This is a genomic window from Paraplanobispora siamensis (assembly GCF_016863175.1).
Classification (GTDB): domain Bacteria; phylum Actinomycetota; class Actinomycetes; order Streptosporangiales; family Streptosporangiaceae; genus Planobispora; species Planobispora siamensis.
Window position 1 is genome coordinate 37162 of record NZ_BOOJ01000034.1, and the last position, 19740, is coordinate 56901.

Here is a 19740-nt window from a genome sequence, read left to right on the forward strand (position 1 = left end):
GACCTCCCGATGAGACAGCTCCTGGCAGTCGCCGCGGGACTGGCCGTCCTCGCCGCGTCCGCCTGCTCCGCGCCCACCCCGCCCCGGCCCGCCGGTGTGGCGGCCACGCCGACCGGACCCGTCACCCTGCCCGCCCCCACCGGCCCCCATCCGGTCGGCACCACCGCCCTGTACCTGAAGGACACCTCCCGCCCCGACCCCTGGAACCTCGACGCCGACGCCCGGGAGCTCAAGGTCACCCTGTGGTACCCGGCCGAGCGGCGCGAAGGGCGGCGGGCGCCGTACATGACGCCGAAGGAGTCGGAGCTCCTCCTGAAAGGCGCCAGGATCACCGGCGTGCCGCCCGACACGCTGAGCAGGACGCGCACCAACGCCGTCGAGGACGCCGGGCCCGCGGGGCGGAAGCTCCCGCTGGTGGTGCTCTCACCCGGTTTCACCAAGCCGGTGAGCACCCTCACGTCCCTGGCCGAGGACCTGGCCAGCCGGGGATACGTCGTGGCCGGGATCGACCATCCCTACGAGAGCTACGTCACGACCCTCCCCGGCGGGCGCGTCGCGGAGTGCATCGCGTGCGACAGCGACAGCGACCCGGGCTTCGGCACGGGCGTGGTCCGGGGCCGGGCGGCCGACGTCTCCTTCGTGCTCGACCGGCTGCCGTCGGAATGGGACGGCTCCGGCCGGATCGACCGCTCCCGGATCGCGATGGTCGGTCAGTCGATCGGCGGGGCCGGCGCGATGGCGGCCATGGTGGAGGACTCGCGCGTGCGCGCCGGGATCGACATGGACGGCACCACCTACGCCCGCATCCCCGAGGGCTTCTCCCGGCCGTTCATGTTCATCGGCGCGCCGCAGCACGTCCCCGGCGGACGCGACACCTCCTGGGACCGCGACTGGAAGCTGCTGACCGGGTGGAAGCGCTGGATCGTGCTGACGGGCGCGGACCACCAGTCCTTCACCGACGGCCCGCTGCTGATGGGCGTCCTCGGCGTGGAGCCCCCCTACGGCGCCCTGGACGCGGCGCGCGCCGCCGAGCTCACCCGCACCTACGTGGCCGCCTTCCTCGACCGGCACCTGAAGTCGCAGCGGCAGCCCCTGCTGGAGGGGCCGTCGCCGAGCCACCCCGAGGTCAGGTTCTGCCCCGAGGCGTGCGGCCGGTCGTGATCACCGCCGGGAGACCAGCGCCTCCGAGCGCCACAGGTCCCGGTAGTAACCGGGGACCTCCACCAGCTCGTCGTGGGTTCCCCGCTGGACGACCACGCCGTTCTCCAGCACGACGATCTCGTCCACCTCCTCCAGGCCGCGCAGCCGGTGCGTGACCAGCAGCGTCGTCCGCCCCCTGGTGGCGTCGAGCAGGTCGGCCATGAGCGCGTCGGCGGTCTCCTCGTCGAGTGCCTCGGCGGGCTCGTCCAGCAGCAGCACGGGCGGGTCGTTCAGCAGCGCCCGCGCCAGCGCCAGCCGCTGCAGCTGCCCGCCGGAGACCGTCCGCCCGTCCTCCCCGAGCGGGGTGTCCCACCCGGTGCGCTCCACCCACGTCTCCAACCGCGCCCGCCGTACGGCCTCGGCCATCTCCTCCTCCCCGGCCTCCGGCCCGGCCAGCCGCAGGTTGTCCCGGAAGGAGGCCTGGAACACGTAAGGATCCTGGGTCAGCCCCGTCATCACCCGCCGGGCCTCATCCGGGGAAACCTCCCGCAGATCGACTCCCGGCTCACGATTTCCCGCTCCCCGCGCGTCTGCGTGGTGCGAGGTGCCGTCGCTCCCCGCTTCCCGCGCCTTCGCGCGGTGCGGGGGGCCGTCGGAGTCCGAGCCGGAGGCGAGGGGGTGCAGTCTGATGGTGCCCGACTCGGGCTCGACCAGGCGCATCAGGGCCGCCAGGAGGGTGCTCTTGCCCGCGCCGCTCGGGCCGACGATCGCCACGCGCCTGCCCGGGGTGAGGGTCAGGCTGACGCCGTTCAGGGCGGGAGGGCGGCCGGGGCTGTGGCGGACGACCAGGTTCTCGACCTCCACCGTCAGCGGGCCGCCGGGCACCCGCTCCGGCCGCTCCGGCTCGGTGACGGCGGGAGGGGTCGCGCGGACCTCTCTGAGGCGGCGCAGGGCGGCCGACACCCCGGTCATCCGCTCGGCCGCCGCGGCCATCGGCAGCACGGGCTCGAACGACACCAGAGAGGTCAGCGCGAGTACGGCGGTCGCCACGGTCCCGGCGCCCGACGTCTGGGCCACCAGCACCACCCCGACGACGGTCAGTCCCTGGGCGAGCACCCCCAGGCAGGCGGCCACCGCGTTGACCCGGGCCTGGCCCCGCTCCAGCACGGCCAGCCGGGCGTCCGCCTCCTCGCAGGCCGCCAGGGCGCGGTCGGTGGCCCCGTAGGCGGCCAGGTCGGCCGAGCCGTGCAGCAGGTCGGCGACCCGGGCGGCCAGCTCCGCCCGGGCGGGGGCGATCCGCGCGGACCGGCGCCGCGTGATCGCGGCGACCCCGGAGGGGAGGGCGACCCCGGCGACCAGCAGCCCGGCCAGCAGCACCAGCGCCGCCGCGGGGAGCAGGAACAGCCCCAGCGTCACCGCCGCGAGCCCGGTCACCAGCGCCGCGACCGCCGGGAGCAGCCCCCTGACCAGCAGGTCCTGCACCGCGTCGGTGTCGTCGACCATGCGGCTGAGCAGGTCGGCCCCGCGCTGGTTCAGCGGGCCCGCCGGGACCAGCGCCCGGTAGAGCTCCTCCCGGGTCGTCGCCTGGGCGCGGAGCGCGACGTCGTGCCCGGCCAGGCGCTCGCCGTACCGGAAGACCCCCTTGGTCGTCGCGAACGCCCGCACCCCGACGATCGCCACGCTCAGCGCCGCCAGCGGCGGCTGCTCGGCCGCCCGGGTGATGAGCCACGCCGCGGAGCCGATCAGCCCCAGCCCGGCCAGCTCCGCCGCCGCCCCGGCCGCCATCGCGAGGGCGAGCCGCTTACCTGTCCGGCTCATCGTGACTCTCCGCCCTGCGCCGTGGAAACGCTGTCATCGAACCCGTCGGGAGATATATCCGATATGTCCGGCGCGTCAGCGTCGGACATATCGCGACCGGCGCCGGGAGTCCCTCCGGTGGGACGGTCAGGCGCGGTACCGGTGTACGCGATGCGCCGGTCGGGAGAGGTCTCGGAATCCGGGCGGCCGGATATGGCGCCGGCCTGTGGGAGGTCCCGGCCGGAAGAGGTCCCGGAGGTGGAGAGGTCCCGGTCGTCGGGGGGATTCCGGGGGATTCTCCGATCGGAGACGATCCGGCCGTCGGCGATTCTGATCACCCGGTCGGCGAGGTCGATCATCGCGGGGCGGTGGGCCACGATCACCGCCGTCCGGCCTTCGGCGAGGTCGCGGGTCGCGGCGACGATGGCGGCCTCGCTCCGGCCGTCGAGGCGGGCGGTCGGCTCGTCCAGCAGCAGGGCGTCGGCGCCGGGCAGGCAGAACGCGCGGGCCAGCGCGACCCGCTGGCGCTGTCCGGCCGACAGGTTCGCGCCGCGTTCGCCGAGCACCGTGTCGTAGCCCTCCGGCAGCTCCGCCACGAACCCGTCCGCGTGCGCGGCCCGGGCGGCGGCGCGGACCTCCTCCGGTGTCGCGCCGGGGGAGCCCAGCCGGATGTTGTCGGCCACCGAGACGGCGAACAGGTGCGGGCGCTGCGGCACGAACGCCGGCCGCCAGGCTCCGGCGGCGAGGTGGGCCCCGTCGACCAGCACCCGGCCGTGCTCCGGGGTGAGGAAGCCGAGCAGCAGGTGCAGCAGGGTGCTCTTGCCGGCGCCGCTCTCGCCGACCAGCGCCACCCGCTCGCCCGGCGCGATCACCAGCGAGACGTCCTCCAGCGCCGCCTCCCGGCGGCCGGGATAGCGCACCGTGACGTTCTCCAACCGGATCTCCGGGGCCCTTCGCTCCGGCCCGTCTGGGGAAACGGAGGACGCATTCCCGTGGGCGGCGGGCCGCGGGGCCGGCTCGCCCTCGGCGTCCAGTACGGCGAACGCCTGGTCGGCGGCGGCGACGCCCTCCATGGCCGCGTGGAACCTGGTGCCCATGTTCCGCAGCGGCAGGTAGGCCTCCGGGGCCAGCAGCAGCACCAGCAGCGCGGTCGACAGGTCCAGCGTCCCGCCCAGCAGCCGCAGACCGATCGGGACCGCGACCAGGGCCAGCGACAGCGACGCGGCCAGCTCCAGCACCAGCGACGACAGGAACGCCACCCGCAGCGTGCGCATGGTCGCGGCCCGGTGCTCGTCGGCGACCCGCCTGATCACGTCCGCCTGGTAGCGGGCCCGGCCGAAGGCGCGCAGCGTCGGCAGGCCGCGCACCACGTCGAGGAAGTGCCCGCCGAGGCGGGACAGGGCCCGCCACTGGCGTTCGGTGACGGCCTTGGTGTGCATGCCGACCAGCGCGCCGAAGACCGGGATCAGCGGGAGCGTGACGAGCACGATCACCGCGCTGGCCAGGTCGGCGGTGAGCAGCCGGACGAGCACGGCGATCGGGACGACGCCCGCCACCGCGACCGAGGGGAGATAGCCGTTCAGATAGGGGTCCAGGGCGTCCAGGCCCCGGCCGGTCAGCGTCACCAGCTCGCCCGAGCGGTGCGAGGTCGGCCGGGCCGGGCCCAGGTCCCGCAGCCGCGACAGCAGCCGGTGGCGCAGGACCGACTTCACCGCGGTCGTGGTGCGCCCGGCCGCCATGCCCTGGACCAGGCCGAGCACCCCCCGGGCCCCGACGACCAGGGCCAGCGGGAGCAGGGCGGCGACGGCGAACCGTCCGGACAGGACACCGGCCAGCAGTTCCGCCTGGACCAGGACGAGCAGTCCGGCGAGGACCGCGGCGGCCAGGCAGAGGGCCAGGTGACGGCGGACGGCTCGCTCGCTCCGCGCCAGCCGCAGAAGATCCTTGTGCATGCGTGCCTTAGGGGGTCCGGGGTCCCCGTAGGGGTCAGAAGAAGGACAGGGTGCGTTCCGGTGCCCGTCCGGGGCCGAACGCGCGCCACACCCATACTTGCCCCGCGAGCATGATCGGTGCGAGGGGCAGGATCATGATGCTGAGCACATTCAGCGTATCGGCGGGGGCGGTGTGGTCCAGGATCCAGGGGGCGGCCCCGGCCAGCAGCGCCGCGGCGGGCGCGGCGGCCACGCAGGCCGAGGCGAGGAGCGCCCTCCCGCCCCGGCGCGCCCCCGTCACCCGGCCGGGCAGCCGCCAGGAGACGAAGGTCCAGCCGTGGAAGGCGAGCGCCGCGGCGACCGCGACCCCGCCGGCGAGCCCGAGCGGAGTGATCGACATCCCGCTCGCCAGGGCGACCAGGGCGGCGCCCCAGCCGAACGCCAGGCCGTACGACCCCAGGCAGATGATGCAGTCCCAGCCCGTCCGCCAGGCGCGGCCGTCCAGGCGGCGGCGGAACCAGAGTCCGGCGTCGCGCAGGATCCACGAGACCAGCAGCGCGACGACCAGCGGGTAGAGGCCGAACAGGACCTCGCCCTCGGCGCGCGGGTAGGCCCCGAAGAGCACGCCGGCCACGGCCACCAGCCAGACCTCGTTGGCCAGCACGAACGGCGCCATGGCGGCCACGATCCGGTCCCGGCCCTCCCGGGTCCTGCCGAGGAACGGCAGGAGCATGCCCAGGCCGATGTCGAAGCCCTCCAGGGCGAAGTAACCGAGTACCAGGACGGCGAAGACGCCGAACCAGAGGATGTCCATCGATGTCTCCTTACAGGCTCAGCGCGGTGGCGCGCTCGGGGGCGGGGCCGCCGGGACCGGAGGGAACGCCGAGGGTGGCGGCGGCGGGGCCGCGGCGCACGGTGCGGGCGATGAGGAGATAGTCGACCACCGCGAGCAGGCCGAGCACGGCGGTGAAGGCGACGAGCGAGAGGGTGATCGTCCCGGAGGTGAGCCCGGGGGACATCGCGTCGGCCACGGTCAGCTTGCCGTAGATCAGCCAGGGCTGGCGGCCGACCTCGCGGGCCAGCCAGCCCAGGATCGCGGCGACGAACGGCAGGGGAGTGATCAGCATCACGATCGGGTGCACCCAGCGCCAGCGCGGCAGCCAGTAGATGACGGGCAGCAGGAAGAACGCGATGAAGAGCTGGAGCAGCTCCCCGATCAGGATCATGAAGCCGAAGCCCGCCATCACCAGGGGCGCGCCGCCGTCGAACTTGCCCGGCTGGAACTCCCCGACCGGGCCGAACTGCGCGAAGCCGAAGCCGACCGCGACCATCGCGCCGATCGCCGCGACGACCACGCCGAGCCGCAGGGACTTGGTGAAGAACTCCCGTTCGGCGGTCCTGCGGAACAGGTGGTAGGCGCTGGCGCCCATGACCACGCAGCCGCCGGTGAGCAGGGCCGCGCCGATCACGTGGGGGAGCGCGAAGACGAGCATGGGGTTGGTGAGCATCGCGCCGAAGTCGACCAGCTCCAGGTGGCCGCCCCGCTCCACGGCGCCGGCCGGGTTCTGCAGGAAGGCGTTCGCCGCCATGATCCAGAACGCCGAGGCGTAGGCGGTCAGCGTGACGATCCAGATGCACGCCAGGTGGAGCTTCGGGGGCAGCCGGTGCCAGCCGAAGATCCACAGACCGAGGAACGTGGACTCGAGGAAGAACGCCCCCAGGGTCTCGATGGCCAGCGGAGCGCCGAAGACGTCCCCGGCGTAGTGCGACAGCCCGCTCCAGCTCAGGCCGAACTGGAACTCCATCACCAGGCCGGTCATGATGCCCAGCGCGTAGTTGATCACATAGATCTGGCCCCAGAAGCGGGTCATCCGCTCGTGGACCGGGTTGCCGCGGAATGTCCAGAGCGTCTGCATGATCGCCACGAGGGGGGCCAGGCCCAGCGTCAGCACGACGAACAGGAAGTGCAGGCTCCCCGTCACCGCGAACTGCAACCGGGCCAGGTCGAGCACGTCCATGGCGTCACCTCAATCATTGTGTCTGCCTATCTATAGACACTCTACATGTAGAACGCCTACATGTAGTCTGTCTATGTGAGAGGTAGGGTGAGGGACGTGAACACCGACGCGCTCCGAGGGCACATGGACGCCCTGCTGCTCTCCGTTCTGGAGGCCGAGCCCCTGCACGGCTACGCGATCATCGAGGCGCTGCAGGCGCGGAGCGGCGGCGTGCTGAACGTGCCGACGGGCACGGTCTATCCGGCGCTGCGCCGCCTGGAGCAGGCGGGATACCTGGCGAGCGAGTGGGCCACCGTGGGCGGGCGCAAACGGCGCACCTACCGGCTGACCTCCGCGGGCCGTACGGCGCTGGCCGGAGAGCGCTCGGCCTGGCGGGAGTTCGCGACCACGATCGCGAGCGTGCTGGAGCCGCGCACCGCCGAATGAGAGTCCCGGGGACCGCGGGCGGATGAGGGTCCCGCGGGATCACGGACGCCGGCATGAAGGGACCCGGAGCCCCGGCGTCGGGCGGGCTCCGGGTCCGATGGGGGAACGCGGACGGGGGAGGGGTCAGGGAGTGAAGACGGCGCGGACGCAGCCGTCCTCCTTGTTCTTGAACAGCTCGTAGCCCCGGGGGCCGTCGTCCAGGCTCATCGGATGGGTCAGCAGGTGGGAGGCGTCGATCTCGCCGCGCGACATGCGGTCGAGGATCATCGGGATGTAGCGCTGCCCGTGCTGCTGGCCGCTGCGCAGGGTGAGGCCCTTGTTCATCACCGCGCCCATGGGGAATTTGTCGACGAAGCCGAGATAGACCCCGAGAACCGAGACGGTGCCGCCCTTGCGGCAGGCGTGGATGGCCTGGCGCAGCGGCAGGCCCCGGTCGGTCTGCAGACGGGTGGCCTGCTTGATCCGGTCGTAGGCGTACTGCGCGCCGGTGCCGTGGCCCTCCATCCCGACGGCCTCGATGCACACGTCGGGGCCGCGGCCGCCGGTGGCCTCCTTCAGTGCGTCGAGCACGTCGACCTTCTCGTAGTCGAGCGTCTCGGCGCCCACGCGCTCGGCGGCCATCGTCAGGCGCTCGGGGAAACGGTCGATCGCGATGACCCGCTCGGCCCCCATCAGGTAGGCGGCGCGGATCGCCATCTGACCGACCCCGCCGCAGCCCCAGACGGCCACCACGTCACCGGGCCGGATGCCGGCGATGTCGGCCCCCATCCATCCGGTCGGCACCGCGTCGGAGGCGAACACCGCGTTGGCGTCGGCCACCCCCTCGGGCACCGGGAAGGCGTTCACGTCGCCGTACGGCACGCGGATGTACTCGGCGTGGCTGCCGGCGAAGCCGCCCATGGCGTGGGAGTAGCCGAAGATGCCGGCCGTCGCGTGGCCGTTGAGGGTCTCCAGGAACCCGGGGTCGGGGTTGCTGTTGTCGCACAGCGACCACATCTCGGCCCGGCAGTTGCGGCAGCGCCCGCAGCCGATGATCGAGCACACGACCACCCGCTCGCCGACCCGGCGCTCGCGCACGTCGGGGCCGACCTCCACCACCTCGCCCAGGAACTCGTGGCCGATGACGTCCCCGGCCATCATGGTGGGCACGTACCCGTCCAGCAGGTGCAGGTCGGAGCCGCAGGTCGAGCTCGCGACGACGCGGACGACGACGTCCTGCCGGTTGAGGATCGCCGGGTCCGGGACCTCCTGGACCGCCAGCTCGTTCACACCCGCCCAGCACAGCGCCTTCATCGCACGCCCCTCCTCATCAGCTGCCGGGTCACCGGCAGGGCGGCGCGGCCCAGCACGGTACGGTGCCCCTCCGGCTGGCCCTCCACCCGCAGGACCTCGCCGGTCTCCAGGAGTTGCTTGATCGCCCTGACCCGCTCGCGGACCGATCCGTCCGCCGAGCGCACGGCGAGCTCGGTGCCCCGGCCGCCGGGCGCCGGAGTGATCCGCACCTCGTGGTGCTCGGCCAGCTCCGCCAGCGCGTCCGGCCGGTTCGCCGCGGACAGCTCCGCGGGATCGCACGCCACGGTGACGGCGAACCACTCCGCGGGACCGGGCCTGAGCCCGGAATGCGCACGCGCCCTGCGGACGGCGACGACGCCCGCCGCGGCGAGCGCGGCGACGGCGATGCTTCGTTTTGCGACCATGGTGGCCTCCTCGGTCGTCGGGCCACCCGCCCTGCCCCGGGTTTCCGGAGGAAAACCGCCGACCGCCCCGGCCAGGCGGGGAGCGGAGACGCGCCGGCCGCGATCACGGCCGGGAGAGCCCGATGGCGGCCCCCGCGCGGAGGCGACCGGCCGAGGAGGTCAGGACGGACGGGTCACGGCCGGCGCCCGGTGCCGGGTGACGCCGATGCACCGCGTGGCCAGAGCGACCTTCAGAGCCCACAGGCCGTAGCTCACCGCGGTGGCGACCAGGCCGGGAGGGTAGTCGGAGAAGCCGACCGGGCCGTTCGAGCCGTACATCAGGGCGCTGCACAGCACGAACATGACCGGCACCATGGCCCAGACGAACACCGCCAGCGCCCGGGTCACCCGCTCGGGCCGCCGGATCCTGCGCCTGCCCCGGCCCAGTGCCAGCAGCGCCATCGCGCCGATCGCGCCGATGACGATCTGCAGGCCGTCCACCGCGCGCGCCACCGGGATGAACCAGTGCGGCGCGGCCGTGTAGGAGACGACGTTCGTCGGGAAGATCTGCCAGATCGTGTTCCACATGATCGCGGTGATCGGCACGGCGACGAAGAGCAGGATGGCCAGCCTGCGGCCCGCCGAGACGGACAACTCCTCCTGGTATCCCGGCGCGATCTCCTCGATCGTGCCGAACTCCCGCACCGCGACGCGCTCGGCCTCGGCCCGGTCCAGGCCGTCGCACTCCAGGGCCTCGGCGGCGTCGAACAGGCTGTCGCGGGCCTCGGTCACCAGGTCGAGCTTGGGGCCCCTGGGTCCCCTGAGCGCACGGCTGAGCCCGGTGACGTAGTCGTCGATGACTCCGGTGCTCGTCATTGTCTCTCCAGGGGTGCGGTCCCGTCCTCCAGGGGTGCGGCCCCGTCGCGGGACGCCGGGCAACCCCATCCTGGCCGATGCCCGCGGGCCCCGCATCGGGGACCTCCCTGAGAAGACCCGGAGGCCGGTCATCCCGCCAAGTGCGCCGGGGGTCCGGAGGAGGGCGGGTCGGCGGGCGGATCGGTGGGGGGATCGGCGGGCGGCGAGGACCACTCGTGCCAGGGATGCTCCCCGGCGGCCCGCCGCCGCCCGGGCCACCAGCGCAGAAGCGGCCACTTCGGCGGGAACCGCAGGCCCCGGGGGGCGGCGAACGCGCACCCGGTCAGGCGGACCCGGTCGGGGCGCGGGAGCCCGGCGAAGCGGCAGGCGGTGAGGTCCAGGCGGGTCAGCTCCAGGGACTCGGCCTCGACGCCGCGCAGCGAGACCACCCGGGCGGCGCCCCGCCCGATGACGGCGGCCGGGCCGCGCAGCGTGGCCTCCTCCAGGTCGACCTCCGCGTCCTGCAGCCGGACGGTGAGCTCCCCGGAGGCGTGCAGCCGCCGCAGGTCCACCGGGCAGCCCGCGGCCGACAGCTCCAGGGCGCCGCTCGCCCGGGCCCCGGCCAGGGTCAGGCGCCGCCCGGTCACGGCCGGAGTCAGATAGGTCCTGGCCGAGAACCGCACCGCCTCGAACCCGGCCAGCCCGTCGAAGCGGGCCTTGTGGAAGGAGACCGTACGGCCGAACCGGCAGCCCCGGAAGCCCGCGTCACCCGCGAACAGCGCGCCGTCGAAGCTGGTGAACCCCCGGAACTCGGCGTGGCGGAAGGAGGAGGTGCGGCCGAAGCGGGCCGAGCCGAACAGCGCGTCGCCGCCGGCGACCACCCGGTCCAGGGCCGCGTGCCCGGTCACCGCGACGCCGTGCAGGGACAGCTCCCTGGCGAACCTGACCTCCCCGAAGGAGACGTTGCCGGTGAAGCGGGCGTCGTAGAAGGAGGCCAGGCGATGGAAGGCCGCGTGGTCGAAGGAGGCGTCGCCGCCGAACAGGACGGCCCCGAAGCGGGCCTCGTCGGGGAAGACGGCCCGGTCGAACCGGGCCCTGCCCAGGGTGCGCCGGGTGGCGGTCAGGACCTGCTCCAGCAGGGCCTCGCTGACGACGGTGCCCCGCAGGTCGACGGGGGACCCGGGAGCCAGGCCGCGCACGACATCGTCGAGCTCGTCACGCTCCAGATGGGCCAGGCAGCGCCCGTACGGCTGCCGCGCCGACCCGGTGCATTCGGGGGAGGCGGCGCAGACGACCCAGCCCATGTCGAGGGGTCTCATGTCCCAGTGATACCCCCGGGGAGGGGCGGGCGATACCTCCGAGATCCGGAGCTACGTCAAGGGCAGCCAGCGTTGGCGTGTGCTCATCGACATGAAGTGTCAAGATTTCCCGATTTCACCTTCCGTCCATATATAGGGGAACGTAAGAGGATCCGTGGGGCTCTACGCTCCTGCTATGCGTGCTTTATCCCGGGCGTTCGCCGCCCTCGCGGCCGTCGGCGTCACCGCCGCCGGCGTCGCGACCCTCACCACGACCCCGGCCCTGGCCGAGCCGGGCTCCGTCGTCGTCAGCCAGGTCTACGGCGGCGGCGGCAACAGCGGCGCCACCTTCGCCAACGACTTCGTGGAACTGTTCAACCGGAGCTCCGCGCCCGTGACCCTGGACGGCTGGTCCGTCCAGTACGCCAGCGCCACCGGCACCGGCCCCTTCAGCGCCAACGCGGTCGCCCTGTCCGGCACCCTCGCGCCCGGTCAGTACCACCTCGTCCAGCTCGCCGGCGGCGCCAACGGCGCCGCGCTGCCCGCGCCCGACACCACCGGCACGGCCAACATGAGCGGCAGCGCGGGCAAGGTCGCCCTGGTCCGCTCGGCAGAGGGACTGGCCTGCAACGGCGGCTCCCTGCCCTGCACCCCCGAGCAGACCGCGCTCATCGCCGACCTCGTGGGCTACGGCACCGCGAACTACTTCGAGGGCACCGCGGCCCCCGGCCTGTCGAACACCACCGCGGGCCTGCGCAAGGCCGGCGGCTGCACCGACACCGACGTCAACGGCTCCGACATCGAGGCCGGCGCCCCGGCGCCCCGCAACCGGGCCACCGCCGCGGCGCCGTGCGGCGACGTCGAGCCCACGCCGACGCCCACGCCGACCGTCACCCCGACGGTGACGCCGACCCCGACGCCGACGACCGCGCCGTGCGAGACCCCGGTCACCCACCAGATCGCCCAGGTCCAGGGCAGCGGCGACGCCAGCCCGCTGGCCGGCCGGACCGTCCGCGTCGAGGGCGTGGTGACCGCCGACTTCCAGGAGACGAACCAGCTCAGCGGGTTCTTCCTGCAGGACCCGACGCCCGACGCCGACCCCGCCACCTCCGACGGGCTGTTCGCCTTCGCCCGGGCCTCCTTCAAGGACGTCAAGGCCGGTGACCGGGTCCTGGTCACCGGCAGGGTCGTGGAGTTCAACGGCTGGACCGAGCTGACCTCGGTCACCGCCGTGGACGTCTGCGGCACCGGCACGATCGCTCCGGTGAAGCAGAGCCTGCCGCGCGCCGAGGGGAAGACCTTCGAGCCGGTCGAGAGCATGCTCGTCACCTTCCCCGAGGTGCTGAGCGTCAGCGACCACTACAACCTGGCCCGCTACGGCGAGATCAACCTCTCCTCCGAGGGCCGGATCTACCAGCCGACCGACCGTCCCGGCGTGGAGGCCGACCTGAACGCCCGCCGTACGCTCCTGGTGGACGACGGCTCGGGCGTGGAGAACCCGCCGGTCACCCCGCACACCGACCCGCGCGTGGTCCGGCTGGGCGACACCACCCTCGGCGTCACCGGCGTGATGGGCTACGGGTTCGGCAAGTACCGCCTCCAGCCCACCAAGCCGATCTCCTTCCTGCGCACCAACCCGCGCCTGTCCAAGCCGTTCCCGGTGGTCGGCAACGTCACGGTGGCCAGCTTCAACACCCTGAACTGGTTCACCACCCTGGGTTCGCGCGGCGCGAGCAACGCCGAGGAGCAGCAGCGGCAGCTGACCAAGCTGGTCGCCGCGCTCAAGGGCATGGACGCCGACGTGGTCGGCCTGATGGAGGTCCAGAACAACGGCCAGACCGCCGTGCAGGCCCTGGTCGACGCGCTCAACGCCGAGGTCGGCGCGGGCACCTACGCGGCCCTGGCCCACCCCTACCCGGGCACCGACCTCATCCACGTCGCGATGATCTACAAGCCGGCCAAGGTCCAGCTCGTGGGCGCGGCCCAGTCCTCGACGGACCCGGTCTTCCGGCGGCCCCCGCTGATCCAGACCTTCCGTCGCGTCCAGGGCGGCCAGCCGTTCACCGTCCTGGTCAACCACTACAAGTCGAAGGGCTGCGACGAGGACGCCACCGGCCCGGACGCCGACCAGGGCGACGGGCAGAGCTGCTACAACGGTGAGCGCGTCCGTCAGGCCCAGGCCACGCTCGGGCTGATCGAGAGCCTGGACCTGCCCAACCCGCTGGTGCTGGGCGACCTCAACGCCTACGGCGAGGAGGACCCGATCGACGTCCTGGAGGCCGGCGGCCTGACCAGCGTGACGAAGAGGTTCGTCCCCGCCCCGCTGCGCTACAGCTACCTGTTCGACGGCCAGGTCGGCGAGCTCGACCACGCCCTGGTCGGCAGGCAGCTGCTCAAGCGGGTGACCAGCGCGACCATCTGGCACATCAACTCCGACGAGCCCAGGGCGCTGGACTACAACATGGAGTTCAACCCGCCGGGCCTGTACAAGCCCGACGCGTTCCGCTCCTCCGACCACGACCCCGTGATCGTCGGCCTGACCATCCCCGGAGGCCGGGGCTGACCGAGCCGCCCACGCGGCCGTGAACGCAAAGGACCCGCTCCGCCTCCGCGGCGGAGCGGGTCCGTCGTTCTCCGGGCCGGGAGCCTCTCCCGGGCGGGCGAGGCTCCGGTCAGGCGGGTCGGTCCCCAGTCGGGCGGGAAGGCACCCGCTCAGACGGGCGGGCGGCCGGTCCCCTCGCCGGGCAGGTAGCCGCCGTCGCCCTCGTCGGTCCGGCCGGACCCCCCGTCGGGGTCGTCGACGTCGGAGTCCTTCCAGTCCATGTCGGCCCCGACGTGCCCCCCGGTGTCCGGGATCGTACGGTCCGGCAGGGGCCCGTCGTCGTCGGGACCGGTCTCCACCGGGCCCCTGGCCCGCCGGGCGTAGTCGGGGCCGCCCTCGGACTCGTCCGGGTCGAAGGGCATGCGGTGCGGCTCGGACGAGGCCGGGGTGTGGCCCTCGATCTCGTCCGTCCTGGCGCCCACCGACTTCTCGTCCGAGCCGGCGATCTCCGGGCGCTCGTCGTCGCGGCCGGTCATGTTCCCCATGGGCTCGGACCAGCCGCTCTTGGGCGCGGCGTCGTCGTCGGGATCGCCGCCCGGCTTGGCGTTGGACCCGCGGATCGACGCCGGGCCTACGTCGCCGCCCATGTTGTGCAGCTCGGGATCGAACGTGGTCCCCTTCAGCTGCTCTCTCTCCTTCTCCTTCTCCCGCTCCTTCTGGTTCACCGCGTTCTCCTCTCCTCTGACGGGTCCTGCGACGGGGCCGGCACGGGCTCCGGGTCGCTCACTCGGGCTCCACCCGCATGGCGGCCTCCTCGGCCGTGTAGCCGCCCATGTCGGGCCCCACCTCGCGGGCGACCAGATCGGGCTCGGCGTCCTCATGGGCACCCTCGTCTGGGGCCACCAGCCGCCCGGCGGGGCGCGGGTCGTCCCAGACGGCACCCGACGGCTCCTCGGGCTGGGCCAGCCACGGCGGGTCGAGGTCGTCACTCTCCTCGAAACCGGTGTCGAGGTCGGAGCCCACCCCCAGACCGCTCTCCTCCGTCACGCGCGACTCCGGGCCGGAGTCACTCAGCTCCAGGTCATCCCTGTCGTCACTCATCCGGCCGGTCCTCTGCTCGGGATCGACCCCGAACATCGCCTGCTCCTCGGGCACCTCACGGCGGACGCGGCCCTCCAGCGACTCACCCTGGATCTGTTCGTCGACGGTGGTGCCGAAATCGTCCATGGCCATGGGACGGTCACCGGGGAGCGGAGCCTCCTGCGGGTCCACCGCCCACTGCTGCTGCGGGGTGCCGTCCTGAAGGTCCGGAATCCCCGCATCCTCAAGGCGCGAATGCGGATCGTGCTCCGGTATGTTCTCAGTCATCACCACTCCTAGCTGGGCTTCCCCTTCCCCACCCCGTTTCCCTGCCGTTGGGGGACATAACAAATCCGGGAAGAACACCTGCCCGCGCGGGTGAAGACACGACGGCCGGATTCAATGACAATCGCCGCATGGCAGACTCCCTCCTCAATGCGGTTCAGATTCCCGACGGCACATGGATCCGCGGCCGCGGACTGCGCGACCCGACCCCCATCGGCCCCGTTCCCGACTTCGCGCTCTATCTCGGGCTGTCCCGGCTCCGCGACCGCCACGAGGCCAAGCTGCTGTGGCCGCACGAATGGACCCGCTGGCCCGACTACATGCTTCCGCTGGACTGGAACGAGACCGCCCTGGCCATCGTCCGCCTGTACGAGCGCGCGCGCTCGGGCGAGGCCGTCGAGGTCGCCTGCAAGGGCGGCGTCGGCCGTACCGGCACGGTCATCTCCTGCATGACGATCCTGGCGGGCCTGCCGTCCCATCTGGCCGTCAGGTGGACGCGCAGGTACTACAACCCCCGGGCGGTCGAGACGCCCTGGCAGCGCCGGTGGGTGGCCTGGTTCGCCACCCATCACCCGCCGGTGCCGTGAATCCGCGCCGGACCCGCGCTGAGGTCGTGCGTTTTGGCCGGGGGCGCAGGGGATGGAATGCTCGACAGGGGTACGGGGTTATGCGAGCCGTACAGAGTCGAGGAAAGAGGAGCCACTAGTGGCGACCATCGCGGTAACCGAGGACAACTTCAACGAGATCGCCGATCAGGGGATCGTCCTGCTGGACTTCTGGGCGGCCTGGTGCGGGCCGTGCCGGACGTTCGGCCCCATCTTCGAGAAGGCCTCCGAGAAGCACCAGGACATCACGTTCGGCAAGATCGACACTGAGGCCGAGCAGGCGCTGTCCCAGGGGTTCGAGATCACCTCGATCCCGACCGTCATGGCCATCCGTGACGGCATCGTCGTCTTCGCCCAGCCCGGGGCGCTGCCCGAGCCGGCTCTGGAGGACCTGATCAGGCAGGTCCGGGCCCTCGACATGGACGCGATCCGCACCGAGCTCGCCAACGAGATGGGCGCCCAGAACTAAGCCCGGAACCACGCAGGGGACGCGGCCGGCGGGGCGCCGGGCAGACCGGCGCCATGGCCGGGCCCCGTCCGGGGCTCCGGGCTTTCCGCGTGAGACTCGGAAAGCCCGAAACTCCGGACGGAACCGGAAAATCCAGCTCAGACCGAGCGGTAGAGCTCGGCGACGCGGAAGGCGAGATCCAGCGACTGGCTCCGGTTGAGCCGGGGGTCGCAGGCGGTCTCGTAGCGCAGCGCCAGGTCGTCCTCGACGATCTCCCGGCCGCCGCCCACGCACTCGGTGACGTCGTCACCGGTGAACTCGATGTGGATGCCGCCGGGGTGGGTGCCCAGCGCGCGGTGCACCTCGAAGAAGCCGGCCACCTCGTTCAGCACGTCGTCCAGGCGGCGGGTCTTGTGGCCGCTGGGAGCCTCGAAGGTGTTGCCGTGCATCGGGTCGCAGATCCAGGCCACCTGAGCGCCGCTGGCCGTGACCTTCTCCACCAGCGAGGGCAGGTGGTCGCGGATCTTCGAGGCGCCCATGCGGGTGATGAAGGTCAGCCGGCCCGCCTCGTTGTCCGGGTTCAGCTTCTCGACCAGCGCGAGGGCGTCCTCGGGGGTGGTCGTCGGGCCGAGCTTCACGCCGATCGGGTTGCGGATTCCGGCGAAGAACTCCACGTGCGCCTGGTCGAGCTGGCGGGTGCGCTCGCCGATCCAGACCATGTGCGCCGACACGTCGTACGGCAGGCCGGTGCGGGAGTCGATCCGGGTCAGGGCCTGGTCGTAGTCCAGGATGAGCGCCTCGTGGGAGGAGTAGAACTCCACGGTGTGGAACTCCTCCGGGTCGGCCCCGCAGGCGCGCATGAACGCCAGCGCCTGGTCGATCTCGCGGGCCAGCTGCTCGTAGCGCTTGCCCGCCGGGGACTCGGCCACGAAGTCCTGGTTCCAGGCGTGCACCTGGCGCAGGTCGGCGTAACCGCCCTTGGTGAAGGCGCGGATCAGGTTCAGCGTCACCGCGGAGGAGTGGTAGGCGCGCAGCAGCCGCCACGGGTCGGGGATGCGGGCCTCGGGGGTGAACTCCAGGCCGTTGACCATGTCGCCGCGGTAGGCGGGCAGCTCCACGCCCTCGCGGATCTCGGTGCCCTTGGATCGGGGCTTGGCGAACTGCCCGGCCATCCGGCCGATCTTCACCACCGGCACCTTCGCGGCGTAGGTGAGCACGATCGCCATCTGCAGCAGCGTCTTGAGCTTGTTGCGCACGGCGTCGGCGGTGGCCCCGGCGAACGTCTCGGCGCAGTCACCGCCCTGCAGCACGAAGGCCTCGCCCCGCGCCACCGCCGCCAGTTCGGCCTTGAGGTTGTCGCACTCCCCGGCGAAGACGAGGGGAGGCAGGCCGCTCAGCTCGGCGACGACCTTCTCGAGCTCGCCGCGGTCGGGCCAGTCGGGCTGCTGCGCAGCGGGCAGCCGCCGCCAGGAATCGAGGTTGATGCTCACGGTATGACAGGCTATTGCACCTGGCCCGGCGAACTTACCCCTATGTCCACCTATTGAGAACGTCTTTTTCCCTGGTGAGACTCCGCCGGGCGCTTCACGGACCCCGGCACGCGTTAGGGGTGGGCGGCCGTGACGGGTGTCCGCACGTGCTCGGGGCGCACGCCCAGGCCGATGAACCGGCGCACCAGGGGGGCGACCACCGGCAGGCGGGAGACGTCGCGCGGGAACCGTACCGGCTCGGCGACCCCGCGGAGAGTCGGGCGGATCAGCCGGTTCTGGACCACACGCTGGGCGAACTGGGTGATCACCGTCGGCGGGGTGCGCCGCCGCTGGACCCGGGCCAGCAGCGACTCCGGGATCTCCCCGCCGGCCAGCAGCGGCCCGGCCAGCAGGTTGGCGGCGGCCACCGCGTCCTGCACCGCCAGGTTGATGCCGACACCGAAGATCGGGGACATGGCGTGCGCGGCGTCGCCGATGACCAGCAGGCCCGGCCGGTGCCAGCGGCGCAGCCGGTTGAGCGCCACCGACAGCACGCTGACGTCGCCGAAGTCCTCGATCAGCCGGACACGGTCGCCGAGGAAGGGCAGCATCCGTGCCACCGGCTCGCGCAACGCCTCGACGCCCCGGCCCTTCAGGGCCTCGAAGCCGCCCTTGGGGATGACGTAGGCGAGCTGCCAGTAGCTCTCCCGGTTGATCGCCACCATCAGGTGGCCGGTGGAGACCCGCAGGAACGTCTCGCCGGTGTCACCGGGCTCGCGGGGCAGCCGGAACCAGGCCACGTCCATCGGGGCGCCGTGCTCGACCGGCACCAGCCCGGCGGCCCGGCGCACGTCGGAGTGGCGGCCGTCGGCGGCCACGGTGAGGGCGGCCCGTATCTCGCGCTCTTGTGGAGCATGACCCGGAGCGCCGCCCGAGGTGTCGCGGTAGCGGACGCCGCGCACCGCGTCGCCCTCCCGGATCACCCCGGTCACCTCGGCGTTCATGACGAGCCGGAAGCCGGGGTAACGGGCGGCGGCGGTGGTCACCAGGTTCAGGAAGTCCCACTGCGGGACGAAGGCGATGTAGGGGTAGCGGCTGCCGAGCCCGGACAGGTCGGCCAGGGGGATCTCGGCGTCGTCGGTGCGGATCGACATGCGGTGCGCCTTGCGGTGGGGGAGCCGGTGGAACTCCCCGGCCAGGCCGAGCTCGTCGAGGACCTCCAGGGTCGAGGGGTGGATCGTGTCGCCGCGGAAGTCGCGCAGGAAGTCGGCGTGCTTCTCCAGCAGCGTCACCGGGACACCGGAACGGGCCAGCAGCAGCGCGAGCACGGCCCCCGCCGGGCCGCCCCCGGCGATCACGCATCTGTTCTCAGTCATAATTCATCACCCATTGAATTATGGCACGATCCGGTGAAGCGGGGAAGCCTCCCGGATCCGTCTGGCGGGTGACGTGGGGGCGGCCGGAGGTGCGGGAGAGTGTCCGGCATGACCGTCTATGAAACCGAGCGCCTGATCGTCCGCGAGTGGACCGCCGCCCCGGACGACCTCGACCGGATGACCGACATCTACACGCGCGAGGAGGTGACCCGCTGGCTGCCGCCCTTCGAGTTCGACGCGGTTAGGGCGGTGGAGGGCTGGCACGCCTTCCACGAGGGGGACCGCCGGTACGGTTCCTGGGCGGTGCAGGTGCGCGACAGCGGGATCGCCGCGGGGACCGTGCTGTTCCGGCCGATCCCCGGCGGGGACGGAGAGGTGGAGGTGGGCTGGCATCTGCACCCCGACTCCTGGGGCAGGGGGTACGCCACCGAGGCGGCCAGGGGGGCGGTGGAGCGCGGCTTCGCCTCCGGGCTGGAGGAGGTGTACGCCCTGGTGAAGCCGGACAACGCGGCCTCCAGGGCGGTGTGCCGCAGGCTCGGCATGACCTCGCTCGGCAGGACCCGCCGCTTCTTCGACCTGGAGTCCGAGATGTTCCGCCTGCGCGGGGACGGCGGGGACAACAAGGACGGCGAGGACGGCTGAGACCCGGCGCCCGGCCCCGGCGGACCTCAGGTCCCCGCGGGACTCCAGGCCCCGGCTGAGCCGCGGGACTCGGCAGGGCCACGGGACTCGGCAGGGCCACGGGACTCGGCAGGGCCACGGGACTCGGCAGGGCCACGGGACTCGGCAGGGCC

Annotated in this window: 18 protein-coding genes; 6 read left to right on the plus strand and 12 right to left on the minus strand. The window is 72.8% G+C overall.

Going from position 1 to position 19740, the window contains the following annotated elements; all coding sequences use genetic code 11:
• Positions 1–9 precede the first annotated feature (9 nt).
• Entirely contained in the window at positions 10–1161 is a 1152-nt protein-coding gene (locus tag Psi01_RS21470) for an alpha/beta hydrolase family protein (protein WP_204065863.1), read from the plus strand.
• On the opposite strand, the gene Psi01_RS21475 is transcribed toward Psi01_RS21470, so the two are convergent.
• From Psi01_RS21475 to Psi01_RS21490, 4 genes are read right to left on the minus strand one after another with little or no spacing between them, the layout of a single operon-like run.
• Positions 1162–2958, minus strand: a complete 1797-nt coding sequence (locus tag Psi01_RS21475) for an amino acid ABC transporter ATP-binding/permease protein (RefSeq protein ID WP_204065864.1) — start codon at positions 2956–2958, stop codon at positions 1162–1164.
• Entirely contained in the window at positions 2955–4889 is a 1935-nt protein-coding gene (gene cydD, locus Psi01_RS21480) for a thiol reductant ABC exporter subunit CydD (RefSeq protein ID WP_239127906.1), read from the minus strand. The genes Psi01_RS21475 and cydD overlap by 4 nt, the downstream gene beginning before the upstream one ends.
• A gap of 34 nt (positions 4890–4923) precedes the next feature.
• Positions 4924–5682: a cytochrome d ubiquinol oxidase subunit II gene (locus Psi01_RS21485; protein WP_204065865.1), complete on the minus strand. Its 759-nt coding sequence runs from the start codon at positions 5680–5682 to the stop codon at positions 4924–4926.
• Between the two features lie 10 nt (positions 5683–5692).
• Positions 5693–6886, minus strand: coding sequence for a cytochrome ubiquinol oxidase subunit I (locus tag Psi01_RS21490; protein WP_204065866.1), 1194 nt, complete (start codon positions 6884–6886; stop codon positions 5693–5695).
• A gap of 96 nt (positions 6887–6982) precedes the next feature.
• Here Psi01_RS21490 and Psi01_RS21495 point away from each other — a divergent pair, with 96 nt between their 5' ends.
• Positions 6983–7312, plus strand: a complete 330-nt coding sequence (locus tag Psi01_RS21495) for a PadR family transcriptional regulator (protein WP_204065867.1) — start codon at positions 6983–6985, stop codon at positions 7310–7312.
• Positions 7313–7435: 123 nt separating this feature from the next.
• Here Psi01_RS21495 and Psi01_RS21500 read toward each other — a convergent pair whose 3' ends face one another.
• From Psi01_RS21500 to Psi01_RS21515, 4 genes are all read right to left on the minus strand, one after another.
• On the minus strand, positions 7436–8605 hold the full coding sequence (locus Psi01_RS21500) for a zinc-dependent alcohol dehydrogenase (protein ID WP_204065868.1): 1170 nt from the start codon (positions 8603–8605) through the stop codon (positions 7436–7438).
• Entirely contained in the window at positions 8602–9009 is a 408-nt protein-coding gene (locus Psi01_RS21505) for a hypothetical protein (RefSeq protein ID WP_204065869.1), read from the minus strand. Before Psi01_RS21505 ends, Psi01_RS21500 begins: the two co-directional genes overlap by 4 nt.
• A 159-nt stretch (positions 9010–9168) precedes the next feature.
• Positions 9169–9864, minus strand: a complete 696-nt coding sequence (locus Psi01_RS21510) for a permease prefix domain 1-containing protein (RefSeq protein ID WP_204065870.1) — start codon at positions 9862–9864, stop codon at positions 9169–9171.
• Between the two features lie 128 nt (positions 9865–9992).
• Positions 9993–11162, minus strand: a complete 1170-nt coding sequence (locus tag Psi01_RS21515; protein WP_204065871.1) for a pentapeptide repeat-containing protein — start codon at positions 11160–11162, stop codon at positions 9993–9995.
• A gap of 175 nt (positions 11163–11337) precedes the next feature.
• On the opposite strand from Psi01_RS21515, the gene Psi01_RS21520 reads away from it, so the two are divergent.
• A complete protein-coding gene (locus Psi01_RS21520; RefSeq protein ID WP_204065872.1) occupies positions 11338–13704 on the plus strand; it encodes an ExeM/NucH family extracellular endonuclease in 2367 nt (788 codons plus the stop codon).
• 149 nt (positions 13705–13853) lie between these two features.
• On the opposite strand, the gene Psi01_RS21525 is transcribed toward Psi01_RS21520, so the two are convergent.
• Complete coding sequence (locus tag Psi01_RS21525; protein WP_204065873.1) at positions 13854–14408, minus strand: hypothetical protein; 555 nt, start codon at positions 14406–14408, stop codon at positions 13854–13856.
• A 58-nt stretch (positions 14409–14466) separates the two neighbouring features.
• On the minus strand, positions 14467–15051 hold the full coding sequence (locus tag Psi01_RS21530) for a DUF5709 domain-containing protein (RefSeq protein ID WP_204065874.1): 585 nt from the start codon (positions 15049–15051) through the stop codon (positions 14467–14469).
• Between the two features lie 128 nt (positions 15052–15179).
• Between Psi01_RS21530 and Psi01_RS21535 the strand changes: the two genes are divergently transcribed.
• Complete coding sequence (locus Psi01_RS21535) at positions 15180–15635, plus strand: protein-tyrosine phosphatase family protein (RefSeq protein WP_204065875.1); 456 nt, start codon at positions 15180–15182, stop codon at positions 15633–15635.
• Between the two features lie 118 nt (positions 15636–15753).
• On the plus strand, positions 15754–16122 hold the full coding sequence (gene trxA / locus Psi01_RS21540) for a thioredoxin (RefSeq protein WP_204065876.1): 369 nt from the start codon (positions 15754–15756) through the stop codon (positions 16120–16122).
• 137 nt (positions 16123–16259) lie between these two features.
• Here trxA and Psi01_RS21545 read toward each other — a convergent pair whose 3' ends face one another.
• Positions 16260–17591 carry a class II 3-deoxy-7-phosphoheptulonate synthase gene (locus Psi01_RS21545; protein ID WP_204065877.1) on the minus strand — a complete coding sequence of 444 codons (1332 nt, stop codon included), beginning with the start codon at positions 17589–17591 and terminating at the stop codon, positions 16260–16262.
• A gap of 113 nt (positions 17592–17704) precedes the next feature.
• Complete coding sequence (locus Psi01_RS21550; RefSeq protein WP_204065878.1) at positions 17705–18946, minus strand: FAD-dependent oxidoreductase; 1242 nt, start codon at positions 18944–18946, stop codon at positions 17705–17707.
• Positions 18947–19054: 108 nt separating this feature from the next.
• On the opposite strand from Psi01_RS21550, the gene Psi01_RS21555 reads away from it, so the two are divergent.
• Entirely contained in the window at positions 19055–19588 is a 534-nt protein-coding gene (locus Psi01_RS21555; RefSeq protein ID WP_204065879.1) for a GNAT family N-acetyltransferase, read from the plus strand.
• Positions 19589–19740 lie beyond the last annotated feature (152 nt).